Source organism: Pseudomonas siliginis (assembly GCF_019145195.1).
Classification (GTDB): domain Bacteria; phylum Pseudomonadota; class Gammaproteobacteria; order Pseudomonadales; family Pseudomonadaceae; genus Aquipseudomonas; species Aquipseudomonas siliginis.
Window position 1 is genome coordinate 112,160 of sequence record NZ_JAHSTW010000006.1, and the last position, 17,044, is coordinate 129,203.

At 60.7% G+C, this 17,044-nt stretch carries 15 protein-coding genes; 11 read left to right on the forward strand and 4 right to left on the reverse strand.

What is annotated here, in order from left to right; translation table 11 throughout:
* The first annotated feature begins 11 nt into the window (after positions 1-11).
* The 8 genes from KVG87_RS13605 (at position 12) to KVG87_RS13640 (ending at position 8,693) form a co-directional block, all read left to right on the forward strand.
* Positions 12-341 carry a YceK/YidQ family lipoprotein gene (locus tag KVG87_RS13605; protein WP_435896495.1) on the forward strand — a complete coding sequence of 110 codons (330 nt, stop codon included), beginning with the start codon at positions 12-14 and terminating at the stop codon, positions 339-341.
* Positions 342-513: 172 nt separating this feature from the next.
* Positions 514-2,271: a carbamoyltransferase family protein gene (locus KVG87_RS13610; protein ID WP_217851131.1), complete on the forward strand. Its 1,758-nt coding sequence runs from the start codon at positions 514-516 to the stop codon at positions 2,269-2,271.
* Positions 2,255-3,385, forward strand: a complete 1,131-nt coding sequence (locus tag KVG87_RS13615) for a glycosyltransferase (RefSeq protein ID WP_217851133.1) — start codon at positions 2,255-2,257, stop codon at positions 3,383-3,385. Before KVG87_RS13610 ends, KVG87_RS13615 begins: the two co-directional genes overlap by 17 nt.
* On the forward strand, positions 3,385-4,281 hold the full coding sequence (locus KVG87_RS13620) for an antimicrobial resistance protein Mig-14 (protein WP_217851136.1): 897 nt from the start codon (positions 3,385-3,387) through the stop codon (positions 4,279-4,281). Before KVG87_RS13615 ends, KVG87_RS13620 begins: the two co-directional genes overlap by 1 nt.
* Before the next feature lie 8 nt (positions 4,282-4,289).
* The gene (locus tag KVG87_RS13625) at positions 4,290-5,690 is read left to right on the forward strand and encodes a PIG-L deacetylase family protein (RefSeq protein WP_217851322.1); all 1,401 of its coding nucleotides are present in this window, start codon (positions 4,290-4,292) and stop codon (positions 5,688-5,690) included.
* 81 nt (positions 5,691-5,771) lie between these two features.
* Complete coding sequence (locus KVG87_RS13630; protein WP_217851138.1) at positions 5,772-6,728, forward strand: glycosyltransferase; 957 nt, start codon at positions 5,772-5,774, stop codon at positions 6,726-6,728.
* 54 nt (positions 6,729-6,782) lie between these two features.
* Entirely contained in the window at positions 6,783-7,544 is a 762-nt protein-coding gene (locus tag KVG87_RS13635; RefSeq protein WP_056787489.1) for a hypothetical protein, read from the forward strand.
* A gap of 54 nt (positions 7,545-7,598) precedes the next feature.
* Positions 7,599-8,693, forward strand: coding sequence for a glycosyltransferase family 4 protein (locus KVG87_RS13640; protein WP_217851140.1), 1,095 nt, complete (start codon positions 7,599-7,601; stop codon positions 8,691-8,693).
* Here the strand turns inward: KVG87_RS13640 and KVG87_RS13645 are convergent.
* Positions 8,688-9,254: a lipopolysaccharide kinase InaA family protein gene (locus tag KVG87_RS13645; protein WP_224787295.1), complete on the reverse strand. Its 567-nt coding sequence runs from the start codon at positions 9,252-9,254 to the stop codon at positions 8,688-8,690. The two genes, KVG87_RS13640 and KVG87_RS13645, sit on opposite strands and share 6 nt — an antisense overlap.
* Before the next feature lie 150 nt (positions 9,255-9,404).
* Between KVG87_RS13645 and KVG87_RS13650 the strand changes: the two genes are divergently transcribed.
* The 3 genes from KVG87_RS13650 to hldE all read left to right on the forward strand — a co-directional run bounded on the left by KVG87_RS13650 (position 9,405) and on the right by hldE (position 13,919).
* Entirely contained in the window at positions 9,405-10,577 is a 1,173-nt protein-coding gene (locus KVG87_RS13650) for an O-antigen ligase family protein (RefSeq protein WP_217851142.1), read from the forward strand.
* 15 nt (positions 10,578-10,592) lie between these two features.
* Positions 10,593-12,398, forward strand: a complete 1,806-nt coding sequence (gene msbA / locus KVG87_RS13655) for a lipid A export permease/ATP-binding protein MsbA (RefSeq protein ID WP_016771984.1) — start codon at positions 10,593-10,595, stop codon at positions 12,396-12,398.
* Positions 12,399-12,497: 99 nt separating this feature from the next.
* The gene (gene hldE / locus KVG87_RS13660; protein WP_041477636.1) at positions 12,498-13,919 is read left to right on the forward strand and encodes a bifunctional D-glycero-beta-D-manno-heptose-7-phosphate kinase/D-glycero-beta-D-manno-heptose 1-phosphate adenylyltransferase HldE; all 1,422 of its coding nucleotides are present in this window, start codon (positions 12,498-12,500) and stop codon (positions 13,917-13,919) included.
* Between the two features lie 78 nt (positions 13,920-13,997).
* Here hldE and KVG87_RS13665 read toward each other — a convergent pair whose 3' ends face one another.
* The 3 genes from KVG87_RS13665 to KVG87_RS13675 are packed head-to-tail and all read right to left on the reverse strand — an operon-like array spanning position 13,998 to position 16,983.
* Positions 13,998-14,966: a hypothetical protein gene (locus tag KVG87_RS13665; RefSeq protein ID WP_041477637.1), complete on the reverse strand. Its 969-nt coding sequence runs from the start codon at positions 14,964-14,966 to the stop codon at positions 13,998-14,000.
* Positions 14,967-14,998: 32 nt separating this feature from the next.
* Positions 14,999-15,811 (reverse strand): aldo/keto reductase, encoded by an 813-nt coding sequence (locus tag KVG87_RS13670; RefSeq protein ID WP_217851144.1) that lies wholly within the window; start codon positions 15,809-15,811, stop codon positions 14,999-15,001.
* Positions 15,808-16,983, reverse strand: a complete 1,176-nt coding sequence (locus KVG87_RS13675) for an NAD(P)/FAD-dependent oxidoreductase (protein WP_217851147.1) — start codon at positions 16,981-16,983, stop codon at positions 15,808-15,810. Before KVG87_RS13675 ends, KVG87_RS13670 begins: the two co-directional genes overlap by 4 nt.
* Positions 16,984-17,044 lie beyond the last annotated feature (61 nt).

Sequence of the window (17,044 nt, forward strand, 5' to 3'; positions counted from 1 at the left end):
GAATCTTGAGCATGAAAAAAATTCTGATGCTGGGCGTAATTTCTGTGGTGCTCTCAGGCTGTGGCAGTGTCTCGACCGTTTTACAGGGCGACGCCGATGCTGCCCGTGACCTGCGCAAAAAGAAGACCTACTGCCAATCGATTCCGCGCATCTACAGTGGTCTGGCCTTCGATTTTTGCACGCTGAATGCGCCCCCTGATCCTACGGGCATGCTGGCGCCCTTTGTGTTGCTTGATCTGCCGCTGTCCGCCGTGTTCGATACGCTTTCGTTGCCTTACACGGTCTATCGGCAGATTACCGATTCAAATCTGAGTATTTACTGGCGCAGAGACGGCTATTGAGTCGTTGGACTCGTTGAATCGGACCAATCGCGCAGGTGGCAATTCGTACGAGGTAATTCCCGTCATGTTTACGCTATAATCCCGCCCTTTAGCTGCCGCTCGCCCTGTGCGAGGGCACATCAATTTTCAAGGCGCATCGCGCCTGCATGCAGACTAAAGAGGCTAGACCCCTGTGGCATTGACGATTCTTGGCCTGTCCGGCGCCCTTAGCCATGATCCTTCCGCAGCCTTGTACATCGACGGCAAGCTGGTCGCGGCGGCTGAGGAAGAGCGCTTCGTACGCGATAAACATGCAAAGAACCGCATGCCCTACGAATCGGCGAAATTCTGCCTCGAGCAAGCCGGCATCAAGCCCTCCGACGTAGACGTGGTGGCGATTCCATTCGCTCCGATCAGCCTGTTCGGCAAGGCCCGCTGGCACTACGCCAAGCGCTACTGGTACGCCCCGGATCGTGCTCTTGATGCGATCCTGATGGGTAACCGTCGCTACAAGCGCTACCGCAACAAGATCGTCTGGTGCCTCGAGCAACTGGGCTTTGATCCGAAGAAAATCAAGATCGAGCCGGTCGAGCATCACCTGGCACACGCCTCCAGCGCCTATCACTGCTCGGGTTTCAAAGAGAAAACCGCGATCCTCGGCATCGACGGTAAAGGTGAATACGCCACGACCTTTTTCGGTTATGGCGAAAACGGCAAGATCCACAAGATCAAGGAATTCTTCGACCCGGATTCCCTCGGTGGTTTGTACGGTGCGATCACTGAATTCCTCGGTTTCGAGATGCTCGACGGCGAATTCAAGGTCATGGGCATGGCGCCATACGGCGATGCCAGCAAGTACGATTTCTCGCGTCTGGCCTCGTTCGAAAATGGCGAGCTGGTGATCAATACCGACTACGCCAACGTGATCGGCCTGCGTCGCTATAAAGAGAAGGGCAAGGGTTTCTACTTCTCGCCGAAGCTGATCGAGTGGCTGGGTCCGAAGCGCGAAGGCGACATCGCCGACGAGCCGTACATCCACTACGCCGCGAGCATGCAAGCGCTGTTCGAGAAGCTCGCGTTGCAGATGATCGACTACTACCTGGGCGACGTGCTCAAGGAAACCGGCAAACTGGCTTTCGCCGGCGGCTGTGCGTTGAACGTCAAGCTGAACCAGAAAATCATCGCTCGCGACGACATCAAAGAGCTGTTCGTACAGCCTGCGTCCGGCGATGCCGGCACCGCAGTCGGCGCTGCCGCTTACGTGTCGCACGCCCGTGGCGTACCGGTCGAGAAGATGGAACACGTCTACCTCGGCCCGTCGTACAGCAACGAGGACGTGATTGCCGCCTGCGCCCGTCACGAGAGCAAGCCGACCTGGCGCAAGCTCGACAACATGCCGGAGCAGATCGCCCAAATCATGGTCGACGGCAACCCGGTCGCCTGGTTCCAGGGCCGTATGGAGTTCGGCCCGCGCGCGTTGGGTGGCCGTTCGATCATCGGTTGCCCGAGCGTGGCCGGTGTCGCCGACCGCATCAACCATCAGATCAAGTTCCGCGAGCGCTGGAGGCCTTTCTGCCCGTCGATGCTCGACACCGTCGCTCCACAGATGATCAAGATCGATCACCCGGCGCCGTTCATGACCTTCACCTTCGAAGTCGCCGAAGAATGGAAAACCCGCGTGCCGGAAGTCGTCCATGAGGACGGTACTTCCCGTGCCCAGGTGCTCAAGCGCGAATACAACCCGCGCTACTACGACATGATGAAGGCACTGGAAAACCTCACCGGTAACGGCGTGTCGCTGAACACTTCGCTCAACCGTCGCGGCGAACCGATGATCTGCTCGCCGACCGACGCGCTGAACATGTTTTTCGGCTCGGATCTGCAGTACCTGATCATGGAAGACATTCTGGTGGTCAAAGAGGGCGCCAACGCTTATGACTCGCTCGGCTGAACGCCATGTGCTGCAGTTCTGTCACGGCTATGACGGGCCGTTCCTGGACTGCGCGCGGCAGTACGCCAGCCTGTTTGCCGGCACCGGCTATCGGGTGACCACGGTGTTTCTCACCGGGGCCGCCGATAGCGAGGTGGCCGCAGCGTGTGCTTCCGATGAAGTGTTGTTCATGGAGTACAGCTCCAAGGCCATTCGGGGCCTGAAACTGGGGGCTATCGGCGATCTGCGCAAGATCGTCGCCTCACGCAATTTCAGTCTTTGCATCGCCCATCGCTTCAAGCCGATCTATATCGCCTTGCTCGGCACATCGCTGCCGGTCATTGGTGTGCACCACGCGTTCGGCGATTACCAGCGTGGGACGCGCAAGTTGTTCGCGCATATTTTCCGCCAGCGCCTGAGCCTTCTCGGCGTGTCGGATGCAGTGCGTGACGACATGCGACGCTGCCTGCCGAAATGGCCGGCAAGCCGAATCCAGACGTTGTACAACCGCATCGATGTGCCTGCACTGCAAGCCCGTCAGGTACCTTCCGAAGAAGCGCGGCAGATCCTCGGGCTGTCGCCGGATGCCTGGATTGTCGGCAACGTCGGCCGCCTGCACCCGGACAAGGATCAGGCCACGTTGCTGCGCGGGTTTGCCCAAGCGCTGCCAGGCCTGCCGGACAACAGTCAGCTGGCCATTCTCGGCAGCGGTCGCCTGGAGCAGGATCTCAAGGCGCTGGCCCGTGAGCTGGGCATTGCCGACCGAGTGCTGTTTCTCGGTCAGGTGCCCGATGCGCGCAATTATTTCCGCGCCTTCGATGTGTTCGCCTTGAGCTCCGATCATGAACCGTTCGGCATGGTCTTGCTGGAGGCTATGGCCGCCGGCTTACCGTTGCTGGCCACCGCGTGCGGCGGGGCGAAGGAAGTGGTGGAGGGTGTGGGCATCCTGTTTCCATTGGGCGATGCCGAGCATCTGGCTCAGGGGCTGCAACATCTCGCCGCGATGGATGCGCAGCAGCGTCGTCAATGTGCGCAGATGATGCTCGAGCGACTGCATGAGCATTTCTCCGACCGTGCAGTGCGCGAGACCTTCTGGCGCCTGCCGCCAGTTACCGATCTGGCAACGAGGGGCTGATGCTCAACCGATTTCAAGGCTGGCGCGAACGTGGCTGGTCGCCCGTTGACGCCTCGACCTACGCCACTGCCTGGCAACGTTATGGCGGCAGTGTGGCGACGCATCCGCTGGTCATCGAGCGCCTGGCGGACCTGGCCGGGATCCCGGTGCGTTATCTGGCCTGGCAGCAGCAGGGCGATGTCAAAGCCGCTATTGCTACCTGGGGGCGCGACCTGGCTCTGTCCAAGGACGTACTCAAACGCAACGGCAAGAAAGGCCTGTTCGACCTCGGCAATGCCGAGCTGATCCTGCCAGCCGCCGTCGATGCCCAGGCACCGCTGCGGCATCGGGCGCGCTATCTGTCGGCACTCAACGAAGGCCGTTTCAGTGGCCTGAAGTTGCAGACTGAGCAACTGGCCATGGCCCGCACGCCGGAAGAATTGTCGAAAAAGTTTCGCTATAACCAGCGTCGAGAGCTGCGTCTGCTGGAAGAAGCGGGCGGTGTGGTGCGAGCGGTCAGCGAGTTTTCCAGCGTTGAGCTGGCCGCGATGTACTGCGATCTGTTTCAGCGCCGCTGGGGCTTTCCGGCGACCGGCGCGGCGCGCATGGCCGAGGTCATCGAGTTGCTGCGCGAGTTGCTGATCGGCTCGGTCATTTTCCTCAACGATGCGCCGATTGCGATTCAATTGGTCTACCGCGTTGAGGCGGCAGAATGGATCAGTGTCGAATACGTGAATGGCGGCGTGGATCCCGAAACTCGCGAGTTCAGCCCTGGCAGCGTGCTGAGTTTTCTCAATACGCAAAGCGCCTGGGAACATGCACGGGCACTCGGCAAGCCGCTGCGTTTTTCATTCGGGCGCGCTGACCGTGAGTACAAGGACCGCTGGTGCAACCCTGTGCCGGTGTTCACCGTATGAGTCAGACCATGAGCCGCAAACAGCAATTGCTCAAGCGCCATCGACGCAACAAGCGCGTGGCGGTGCTGGTCGCGCTGCTCGCCATCGTGGCGCTGAGCGTGCTGGTCGCCTGGTGGCTGGCCCCGGTGTTGCTGGTTGGCGGCTGGATCGCCCATGAGGCGTGGTTTGCCGATCATCTGTTCTACGCGCCCGGTGACGATTACCAATACACCTTCCCGCCCTATACGCCGCAGCCGAAGATTCATCTGCACGGCGAGCAACTGCGTCTGGACGAAGGTGTGATGCTGGCCGACGACGCTACGCTGATCCTGGCGGTGCGGGTCAAAAGCACCTGGCTGGGACGTTTTCTTGATCCTTTCATCGAGTTGTCGGGTGGCGCCAATCCTGACGTACAGACTTTTGAGCGCGGTGTCGGCGGCCTGCGCTATCTGAACCTGAGCGGTCAGGCGCAAGCGTTGTCCGAAGGAGTATTGCGTCTGCGCGGCCGTTTCTGTCGAGTGTCGGGCGAGCCGGTACTGTGGGCGCTGGAACACGCCGATTACCGTCGTCAGCGGGTCATGGTCATTGCTCCTCACGCCGACGATGCGGAGCTGGCGGCGTTCGGCTTGTACAGTCAGGCCGATGAAGCCTGGATCGTTACCCTGACTGCTGGTGAAATCGAGGCCGAACATTACCAACAGATGGGCATGAGCAAGGTCGACGCCGCGCGGCTGAAGGGACGTTTGCGCGCCTGGGACAGCCTCACCGTGCCGCAATGGGCCGGTGTCCCCCAGGAACGCTGCGTGCAGTTGGGCTATTTCTGCCTGCAACTGGCCGCGATGCGGGACAAGCCGGAGCAACCGGTGGGTTCGCGCGAAGCGGATTTGAGCGATACCCGTCTGTTCCGTCAATTCAATCGGTTTGTTCTGCCAAGTGACGTCGATGGCGCGCCGACCTGGAACAATCTGCTGGCTGATCTGCGCGAAACAATGCTGCGCGCGCGTCCGGACGTCATCGTGCTGCCGCATCCGACGCTGGACCCGCACCCCGACCACATCTGTGCGCAGCAGGCTGTGCTTGAAGTGTTGGAGGGGCTGGACTGGCAGCCGACGCTGCTCGGTTATGCCAACCATCTGCACGATAACGACCGGTGGCCGATGGGCAATAGTGGCGATGGCGTGGTGCTGCCGCCAGCCTTTGATGCTGGCGTGCCGGTGCAGCCGGTTTGCCTGGTATTGTCTCTGCAACAGCAGCGTGACAAGGCCATGGCCCTGGGCATGATGCACGACCTGCAGCCGCCCGCGCCGTTCAAGCGCCGCTTGCGCCGCAGCTTGCAGCGATTGCTGGCTGGGCGCTCCGGTTCGCCTTATGGCGAAAACGAATTTTTCCGCAAGGCGGTTCGGCGACATGAACTGTTCTGGCGTTTGTAGCGACACAGGCGCCCGCGCAAGACTTTCTTGTGGGCGGGCATGTTCAGGTTTGCTCGGGTTGCTGTTGCGGCAAGGAAGACAATGAAAGTTCTATTTCTGGTGCAGAAAGATCAACGGGCCATTCTCGATCGTTTGTACGAGGGTGTCGCCGCCCATTGTGAGTGCGATCTGCGCTGGTTGAGCGGTGACGAGCAGCGCAATCTGCGGCGATATTTCCGCCGCGAAGTCGATGTTACCCGCTATGACCGCATCGTGTTTTTCCTGCGCTTCAAGCAGGAGATCCGGCAGGTCGGGTTTATCCGCACCATCCCCAATCTGGTGATTCTGGAGCACGATGCCTATCAGAATTACATCCCCTGCAAGTACACCGGCAAGTTCAGTGCGCACTATCGGCGTTTGCCGTGGGCACGGGTGATCAGTTCCGGTTTCGTGGTGGCCGAGCGCTTGCGCTCGGAGGGCTTCGACGCCGTGTTTGTGCCCAAGGGCTACGATCAGACGCAATTGCAGGACCTGGGGCGCGAGCGGGATATCGAACTTGCCTTCGTCGGCAGTACCAACAGTGTGGCCTACAGCGGTCGCAAGGCACTGCTGGATGAATTGGGCCAGGTCGAGCCGCTGCTGGTGACGCGGACCAAGTCCGGGGCTGAATACCTGGAAACGCTCAACCGTATCCGCTTTTTTGTCAGCGCGGACGTGGGCATGGGCGAGTTCATGATCAAGAACTTCGAAGCCATGGCTTGCGGCTGCGTCCTGCTGGCCTATGATCAAGGCGCCGCCGAAGCTGCGGCGCTGGGTTTGCAGGACATGCACAACGTGGTGTTCTATCAGACGATCGCGCAGTTGCAGGAAAAACTGGCCACGCTGCGCGAGGATCCGCAACTGGCGCAACGCATCGCTGACAACGGTCGCGAACTGGCGGTGGAGCAGTTCAGCTTCGCGCGGATCGGTCAGCGCATCGTTGAAGAGCTTGAGCCACCGCTGCGTGAGCGGGCGCCGCTGAGTCTGCTGGAAAAAATCCGCCTGAAAGTGGGCATTTGACAAGTGTCATATAGCCAGTGATATTGCTGGCGACTTCTGATTAACGAGATTTCGGTGCAATTTTCCAAAGAAAGCCAGATTACATTGGTGGTTACCAGCTGCGGTCGACTCGATCTGCTCAAGGCCACTCTCGATAGCTTCGACCGGTACAACACGGCACCCATTCGTGAAGTGTTCATCACCGAAGATGCCGGCGACGAAGGCGTTGCCGGGATTCTGCCTGCCCACTGGAAAGAGCATTGCACGGTCTTCGTCAATCGTCCGAAGCTGGGCCAGTTGGCATCGATCGACCTGGCCTACGGACACGTCAGCACCCCCTACATTTTTCATTGCGAAGATGATTGGGAGTTTTATCGTCCGGGGTTCGTCGAAGACTCGATGACCATTCTGCAAGCGCGGCCGGAAATTCTGCAGATCTGGTTGCGCAGCTATAATCACGATCTGCGGGTTCACAGCCCATACATCCACTTGGGCGCGCGCGAGATTGTCGATGGCGTCGCCTGTTATCCGCTGATTTCCGACAAGCCGGAGTGGCAAGGGTTCTCGCTGAACCCGGGGTTGCGCCGACTCGAGGATTATCGGTTGTGTGCGCCTTTCGCCGGACACGGTGGCGAGAAGGCCTTGTCACAGCGCTACTCGCAACTGAACAGGGAGGCCTTGATACTCGAGGCAGACGCGGTTATGCACACCGGTTTTGGTTTGCATGTGCAAACGGATGTCGAGCGTGAACGCAAAGCGCGCCGCAATCGCCGCGAGCAGATTAAATTTGCCTTGTTTCTGTTGCTGGGAGTCTGCATTGGCTGGTTCATCAACTGAGTTCGAGTACGCCGCAGCTTGTCCCCGCAAATCCGTGCAACGGCTTTCTGCCCTATGAATATTCTCAATATCATGTGGGCCGGTGGCGCTCCGTTCGCATCAATTCACAAAGTGCACCAGCAAATACTCTCTCAGGCTGCGCCGTCGGCGGTGGTCAAAACCTGGCTCCTCCAGGGGCAGGGAGCCGAGTGCGGCGTGGATGTCGGTGAGGTCCGGGAGTGGCAGTTATCGTCAGCGCGCCTGAAGGGCCGGCATTTCTGGCGTTTTGCCAAACCCGTGATGCGGGCGAGGTTTCGCCAGGCGCTCGTGGACAGTGACGCTCGATTGCTGCTGCTGGACGGCATGGGCGTTGCCCGTACGTTATTGCCGGTCCTCAAGAAGCTGCCGCATATCCGCGCGGTAGTTATTTTCCACGGTTCGGCGCGATTGAATGCCGGCGACCAGGCTCTATTCCAGGCAATCCCTGCGTCCCGGCTGAAACTGATTGCCGTTTCCAGCACTCTCGCCGATTCACTGGCCCGCGATCTGCAGATGCCTGTCACCGCGCTGCGAAGTGCGTTCGATCCTGAGGCTTTTCGCGCTGACCTGCTCACTCGCGAGCAAGCCCGGACACGGTTGGGATTGCCGCAAGGCGATACGCCGGTATTGGGCGCGGTAGGGCGGCTGGTCTCGGAAAAAGGTTTCGGTTACCTGCTTGATGCCTTTGCCGCAGCACTCGACACCCGTCCGGACTTGCGCCTGGTCATTGTTGGCGAAGGCTCCAAGCGCGCGGCGCTGGAGCAGCGCATCGACGCGCTTGGCTTGCACGACAAGGTCTTGCTGACCGGGCATCTGAACGAAGCAGCGCAGCTTTATCGTGCGTTCGACTGGGTTGCCATCCCTTCGCTGGAAGAGGGCTTGGGTCTGGTGATGCAGGAGGCGGTGATGGCCGGCGTACCGGTGCTGTGCAGCGATCTGGAGGTGTTCAGCGAACAGCTGGGCAGCGCCGGCTGGTATGCGCCGGTCAATGACACGAAAGCCTGGGCCGAGGCCATCGACCGCGCCTTCAGTGCCTCATCTCAAGCGATCAATGCCGAGCAGTACAGGATGCTCGCTCCGGACGAGGCCTGGTCGAGCTTCAGCCAGGCTGCCCGCGCATTGTTTTCATGACGACAAGACCGCGCGCTCCAGTGCCTGCATCGGAAAGCTGTCGTTCAGCTTTTCGCGCGCAATATAGCGGGCGAAATGTTGCAGGTTGCGTTTGATCAAGCGCTTTGGCAGCGGTCCGCGAGTAAAGCGCATGTCGGCAACATCGATCAGGCCCATGCGGTTGTCTGGTGTGACGACGATGTTGCCAAGATGCAGGGAGCGGAAATAGATGCCCGAGCGGTGCAGGCTGCGTATCAGTTCGGCCAGATCCGGCAATGCCTGAGTCCAGTTGAAACCTTGTTTTGCGGCGATCTGGCGCAGCGTTTGCCCTGGCAGAGGCTCATACAGCACGGCGGTCATGCCTGGTTTCTCAAGGCGAAAGAACTGGAGGATCTGCAGCGTCGGTACGCCGAGTTTGTGCAGCTCGACGGCGTTGTCGATGAATCGCTTCGAGTAGGGGCGAAACAAGGCGGATGAAAAAAACCTTTTGCGACGAAACAGTTTGAGAATTTTCCCATCCTGCAGCAGGTAGACTTTCGGCCCATAGCTGTCCGCTTCCAGAACTTTGGCGGCGTCGATCATTTGGTCTAGAGCGGCTTGTGAGAGCCGGGAGCATCGCATCGTAGGAAGCCTTGTCGAAAGTGCGGGGTGTAGTAGCGGGCAATGATGCCGAAAAGTTTCGATTTTAACCATGCCGCGTCGCATGGGCGAACCCTTGTCAGGAGCAGATTGATGCAGGAAACACGCTGGGCGCAACTATGGATGGCGATGGGGCTCTTGTGGTTTTTACTGGCTATTGCCGTAGCGCCCACCAACAAGGTCTACCAACAGGGGCTGGTGGCTCTCGTCTGGTTGCCGGCGCTAGTGCTGGGCTGGTCTGCGCGGCACCGCGTCAGGGAAGTGCTTTACGAGCAACGCTGGATCTACCTGCCGTTCCTCGGATTGCTGGTCTGGTCGCTGATCAGTCTGGCATGGACAAACGCACCGGAAACGGGGCGCGAGGCCAAGCGTCTGTTGTATATCGTGGTGTTCCTGCTGTTTTTTCCGGTGTTCGCCAGCGGACGTCCCGAGCGATTGATTCGTCTCATGCAGTGGGGCGGGCTGGGATTGGCAGTAACTGCGCTGGTGGCCATCGTCAGGTTTTACGTCATCGAAGGTAACGCCTGGTCTGCCCGGGTAGAGGGGCTGGGTGAGCTGGCGCATCCGATCCTCGGCGGCTATGTCATCGGCCTGGCGGCGGTGTGGCTGGCCCTGTGGGCGCCGCGTGATTTGATGCGGCAAGGGATCTGGGCGCTGGCGTTGACGGTGCTGGTTGTTTTTGTCCTGATGAGTCAGAGCCGCGGTGCGGCGTTGGCGCTGTTTCTGACCATCCTGGCCATGCCGATCTGGTGCCGTGACCGCCACAGCCGAATCGTCGCAGCCGTGGCACTGGTGGTGGCGATTGCGGCGCTGTGGCTGTTCGAGCCGTTGGTGCTGGCGCGCGGGGTCTCGTATCGTCCGCAGATTCTGATGGCTTCTCTGGATATGATCGCCAAGCACCCCTGGGGCGGTCTGGGTCTGGGTGGGGACTATCGGGTGCTCTGGTCTGGAATGACCTTCGATCACGCCCACAACCTGTTCACCCATGTCGCGATCGTGCTGGGTCTGCCGGGACTGCTGTTATGGTCTGCCGTCTGGTTCGGCGTGATTTTCCAGGCGTGGAAAGTTCGGGAAACGCTGTATGCCCGCGGTGTTATCGGTATCTGGCTGTTCTCGACACTGGCGATGCAGTTCGACGCTGCCAGCCTCACCGGCACCCCGCGCGCCGAGTGGTTCATCAGCTGGCTGCCGTTGGGGCTTGCCAGCGTTTTGGTATGGGCGCGGGCCAATGGCGGCGCTTGTGATAAAATTTCGCGTTCTTCTTAACCAGTGAGCTCTACGATGACTGACGCACCGCCCAAAGCGGAACAGGAATCCAGCCTGAAAATCTACTTTCGGCTGTTGGGGTACGTAAAACCCTATATCGGTCTTTTCCTGCTGAGTATCGTGGGCTTCGTGATCTTTGCTTCCACGCAACCAATGCTGGCCGGGATTCTCAAGTATTTTGTCGATGGCCTGAGCAACCCTGAAGCGGTGCTCTTCCCCAACGTTCCCTATCTGCGAGACGTGCAATTGCTGATGGCTGTGCCGTTGCTGATCATCCTGATCGCAGCGTGGCAAGGCCTCGGCTCGTTTCTCGGCAACTATTACCTGGCGAGGGTTTCGTTGGGGCTGGTGCATGACCTGCGTATCGAACTGTTCAACAAGCTGTTGGTACTGCCCAATCGCTATTTCGATACCCATAACTCGGGTCATCTGATCTCGCGCATCACCTTCAACGTGACCATGGTCACCGGCGCCGCCACGGATGCCATCAAAGTGGTGATCCGCGAAGGCCTGACCGTGGTTTTCCTGTTCGCCTATCTGCTGTGGATGAACTGGAAGCTGACTCTGGTGATGCTGGCAATTCTGCCCGTGATCGCGTTCATGGTCGGCAACACCAGCAAGAAATTCCGCAAGCAGAGCAAGAAGATTCAAGTGGCAATGGGCGATGTCACCCATGTCGCCTCCGAAACCATTCAAGGCTATCGGGTCGTGCGCAGTTTTGGTGGCGAGGCTTATGAGCAGCAGCGTTTTGCGGCGGCCAGCCAGAGCAACACCGACAAACAGTTGCGCATGACCAAGACCGGCGCGGTGTATACGCCGATGCTGCAGCTGGTGATCTACACCGCCATGGCGGTGTTGATGTTCCTGGTGTTGTTCCTGCGCGGTGATGCAACGGCCGGTGATCTGGTCGCGTACATTACGGCTGCCGGTTTGCTGCCCAAACCGATCCGGCAATTGTCCGAAGTCAGCTCGACCATTCAGAAAGGTGTGGCCGGTGCTGAAAGCATTTTCGAGCAACTCGACGTTGAACCGGAAATCGATACCGGCACGATCGAGCGTGATCGGGTCAGTGGCCATCTGGCGGTGAACAACCTCAGCTTCACTTACCCGGGCACTGAACGGGAAGTGCTGAAAAACATCAGCTTCACCGCGTCGCCAGGTCAGATGATCGCCCTGGTCGGGCGTTCCGGCAGCGGCAAATCGACGCTGGCCAGTCTCATTCCGCGCTTCTATCACCACGAGACCGGCGAAATCCTGCTCGATGATGTCGAAATCGAGGACTATCGTCTGCGCAATCTGCGCCGCCATGTAGCGCAAGTGACCCAGCACGTGACGCTGTTCAACGACACGATCGCCAACAACATCGCTTACGGCGATCTGGCAGGCGCGCCTCGCGAAGATATCGAGAAAGCCGCCAGGGATGCATTTGCCATGGACTTCATCGCGCAGATGCCTCAAGGCCTGGATACCCAGGTCGGCGAGAACGGTGTGCTGTTGTCTGGCGGACAGCGTCAGCGTCTGGCGATTGCCCGAGCCTTGCTGAAAAACGCCCCGCTGTTGATCCTCGACGAAGCGACTTCGGCCCTTGATACCGAGTCCGAGCGGCACATTCAGGCGGCACTCGACCATGTCATGAAAGGCCGCACCACGCTGGTGATTGCCCACCGTTTGTCGACCATCGAGAAGGCCGATCTGATCCTCGTCATGGATCAGGGCGAGATCGTCGAACGCGGCACTCATGCCCAACTGCTTGCTCATAATGGCTATTACGCGCGTCTGCACGCGATGGGGCTGGATGCCCCGGCTGAAGACATTGCCTGATCTGCAGATGAGGGTGGGCCAGCCTCACCCTCGTGTATTCCCGGCGCGCGCGATCCTGTTAATATCGCGCCCCTGTTCATTTTGTATGTGGGTTGCTCCATGAAATTGTCGATGCCGCGATTCGATCAAGCCCCTGTCTTGGTGGTCGGCGATGTCATGCTCGACCGTTACTGGCATGGCGGAACCTCACGGATTTCTCCTGAAGCGCCGGTGCCGGTGGTCAAGGTCGAGCAGATCGAGGATCGCCCGGGCGGTGCCGCCAACGTTGCGCTCAACATCGCCGCGCTGGGCGCGCCGGCGTCGCTGGTGGGCGTGACCGGCGATGACGAAGCCGCCGACAGCCTGAGCAACAGTCTCAAGGGCGCCGGCGTGCGCGCCTTGTTTCAGCGCATCGCGCACCAGCCGACTATCGTCAAGCTGCGGGTCATGAGCCGGCACCAGCAACTGTTGCGTATCGATTTCGAAGAAGTGTTCGCCACCGATGCGCTGGCACTGGCCGCGCAGGTTGACGGGTTGCTTGAAGGCATCAAGGTGCTGGTGTTGTCGGATTACGGTAAAGGCGCACTGAAAAATCACCAGGCCCTCATCCAGGCCGCCCGTGCCAAAGGTATACCGGTATTGGCTGATCCGAAGGGCAAGGACTTTTCGATCTACCGCGGTGCCAGCCTGATCACACCGAATCTCAGCGAGTTCGAAACCATCGTCGGTGGTTGCGCCGATGAGCACGAACTGGTGAGCAAGGGCGCCGTACTGATGCAGGAGCTCGACCTCGGCGCGCTGCTGGTGACCCGTGGTGAACACGGCATGACCTTGCTGCGTCCGGATCATCCGGCGTTGCATCTGCCGGCCCGCGCCCGCGAAGTGTTCGACGTGACCGGTGCCGGCGATACGGTGATTTCGACCCTGGCCGCGGCCATTGCCGCAGGCGAAGAACTGCCGCACGCCGTGGCGCTGGCCAATCTGGCAGCAGGCATCGTCGTCGGCAAGTTGGGTACCGCAGCGATCAGCGCCCCGGAACTGCGCCGCGCCATTCAGCGCGAAGAAGGTTCGGAGCGAGGCGTGCTGGGACTTGAGCAGCTGCTGCTGGCGGTTGACGATGCCCGTGCGCACAACGAGCGGATTGTTTTCACCAATGGCTGCTTCGATATCCTGCATGCCGGCCACGTGACCTATCTGGAACAGGCCCGCGCTCAGGGCGACCGTCTGATCGTGGCGGTCAACGATGACGCCTCGGTCAGCCGCCTGAAAGGCCCGGGCCGGCCGATCAATAGCGTGGATCGCCGCATGGCGGTACTCGCCGGTCTCGGCGCGGTGGACTGGGTGATCAGTTTCTCTGAAGGCACACCGGAAAACCTGCTGCGCGAGGTCAAGCCGGACGTGCTGGTCAAGGGCGGCGATTACGGAATTGATCAGGTGGTCGGCGCGGATATCGTCACCGCCTACGGCGGCACCGTGAAAGTGCTGGGGCTGGTGGAAAACAGCTCGACGACAGCGATCGTGGAAAAGATCCGCGGCCAATAAGCTCAAAAGATCGCAGCCTGCGCCAGCGCCTGCACAATTCTGTTCAGGCGCTGGCGCAGGCTGCGATCTTTTTGCTTTTCAGGAATTCACTTTCTTGCGCGGTACGATTTTCTTCAGCAGCTGCCTGGCCTTGCCGCGCAGGCGTGCCAGTCCAGTAGCCTTCTCGGGTGGCGTCAGACCCTGTTGGCGCAACCAGTCCTTCCAGCGAATCCGCTCATCGCGCACCAGCCAGCCATCCTGTCGTGCGAAGCTTTCGGCCAGATACAGACCGCGCGTACTCGCCGGATACAGTTGATCCTTTTTCAGGGTGTACAACTCGGGCAGCGGCTGGCCGTCGTGCAATGGCATCAAGTACAGGTCTGGCCGTTTGCGATCGAGCCGCGCCACCAGTTGATCGCCTTCCAGACGCTCGTCGACATGAAACAGGCTCAAGGACTTCGCCTCCTTGGGCACGTCCAGGCGCAAGTCATAGATCAATTGCAGGGACGCCGTCGGCAGATGCACGTACGCCCTTGGTCGCTCCAGCAATTGCAGGTTGGCGCAGCGCACCGGACGCGCCGAACCGGACAACGGCGTCAGGCGAAACGGCAACGCCTCACGGTAATGCAGCGCAGCGGAGTAGGGCGCCGGCAGCCAAGTCTCGTTGAAACGCCCGCCGAGCCAGCCTTCCGGGGTTTCCAGCAGGCACTCTTCGGCAATTTCCTGAATCGCCGTGTGCAGCGGAATATTCAGCTCATGGGCCGGCACGTAGCCGGAAATCAGCTTCAGTACCACGTCGCCGCGATCCTGCCGACGCTGGCGCACCAGCACCCAGTAATCACGGTTCTGCCAATGCAGGGTCAGGCGCACGGACACGCCGAGGTTGGCCAGTTCCAGGGCGAAGCGCTCGCTGTCGGCGACGCTGACCGGTTTACGCCGTTGCAGGGTCTGGGCGAAGTTCAGCGGCATGCCGACGCTCTGATAGCTCAGGCCTTCGGGCGTGGCTTCGACGAACAGCGGCAGCGTCTTGAAGTTGCTCGGGTTCTTGCGGATGAGCGTGCGCGGCATATCGGCTCCTGGCTTAAGGCCGCGGGGCGGCGTCAGTGACTACGCAGGACCTGGGCAACGGTCGCAACGTTATGGGCGAGGTGCAGCGGATTGATCGTGCCGACAATAGCACTGGCAACGCCGGGATGAGTGAACAGCAACTCGAAGCTGGCGCGCACCGGATCGACTCCCGGACTCAGACAGACATGACCGCTGGCCAGGGCTTTTTTCACCAGAATGGCTTTGCCGTGGGCAGCAGCATAGTCAATGACCGCCTTTTCGTTTTGTTCGTTCAGATTGTAGGTGACCATCGCGCAGTCGCCTTGCTCCAGCGCTTTCAAGCCGCCTTCGACGGTTTTCCCGGAAAACCCGAAGCCGCGAATCTTGCCCTCGGCCTTCAGGGCCGCGAGGGTGGCGTAGACCTCTTCGCGCTCGAGGATGGCCATGTCGTTGCCGTCCGAGTGCACGAGGACCAGATCGATAAAATCCGTTTCCAGACGTTGCAGGCTGCGCTCGACCGACATTCGCGTGTGCGCAGCGCTGAAGTCGTGGCGCGACAGGCCGTCGGCAAACTCCTCGCCGACCTTGCTGACAATCACCCAATCCTGTCGCTGGCCGCGTAGCAGCGGGCCGAGGCGTTCTTCGCTGAGCCCATAGGCCGGTGCGGTGTCGATCAGGTTGATGCCCAGATCGCGCGCCTGGCGCAGCAGCATGCGCGCTTCGTCATCGCCGGGAATCTGAAAGCCGTTGGGGTATTTCACCCCTTGATCGCGGCCGAGTTTGACCGTGCCCAGGCCCAGCGGCGAAACCGTCAGGCCGGTGCTACCCAGTGGGCGATGCAGGTCGTGCAGAGTGGCAATGCTCATGGCAGCAGTTGCTCCCATGCGGGGACGCCGAGCGGCGGTTTCGGCAGCGGCGGCAGCGGCTCGGTCGCCTGCGGCTGGATGCCGTCGCGTTGCAGCGAGGCGATAACGCGGTCGGCGAAGTCTGGCGCTAGTGCCAGTTTGGTCGGCCAGCCGACGAGCAAGCGACCTTCTTCGGCGAGGAACGCGTTGTCCGGGCGGGTCAGGCCGGTTTGCAGCGGCTCGGCGCGATCGACGCGCAGGGTGGCCCATTGCGTGGTGCTGAGGTCGATCCACGGCAGCAGTTGAGCGATTTCCTTTTGCGCGGTGGCGATCTGTTCGGCCGGCTCGCGGGCCACGCCTTCGCTTTCGGCGATGTCGCCGCCCATGTACCAGACCCACTGGCCGTCAGCGGCCGGATGCGTGGTCACGGTAATGCGCGGCTTGGTGCCGCCGCCCAGGCAGTGCGCGTACAACGGTTTCAAGCCGGGACCTTTGGCGAGGATCATGTGCAGGGGGCGGCGCTGCATGGCCGGACGGCTCAGGCCCAAGGCTTCAAGCAATTCGGCTGTGCCGGCGCCGGCGCTGAGGACGATGCGCTGGGCGCGGATCTCACGGCCGTCGACTTTCAGGCCGACCAGCACGCCGGCTTCCAGCAGCGGCTCGATGACCTGCCCGGCGAGCAGACCGTCACCGGCCAGCTCGGCCAGACGCTGGATCAGGCTCGGGACATCCACTACCAGTTCGGCGAGGCGATAGACCTTGCCCTTGAAACGCTTGTCCTGCAGGGCCAGCGGCAGTTCATCGCCCTTGACCTGATCGACCCGGCCACGCACGGCTTTACTGGCGAAGAAACTGGTCAGATTGCCGGCCAAAGTGCCTGGCGACCACAGGTAATGGGCTTCGGACAGCAGGCGCACGCCGGACAGATCCAGCTCACCATTACCGGCCAGCGCCTCGCGCCAGCGGCGCGGCATGTCGGCGATGGCTTCCGAGGCCCCGGTCAGCGCGCCGTGCAGCGCGTACTTGGCACCGCCGTGGATGATGCCCTGGGACTTCACGCTCTGCCCGCCACCGAGGCTGGCGCTTTCCACCAGCACGGTCGAAAAACCCTGACCGCGCAGGCGCGCATTCAGCCAGAGGCCGGCGACACCAGCGCCGACAATCAGAACGTCGGTGGAAATAACGGATGGCATGCAGCGACCTCGGAGCTTGAAGAAGCCGCAAGTTTCAAGCTTCAAGCTGCAAGCTGCAACC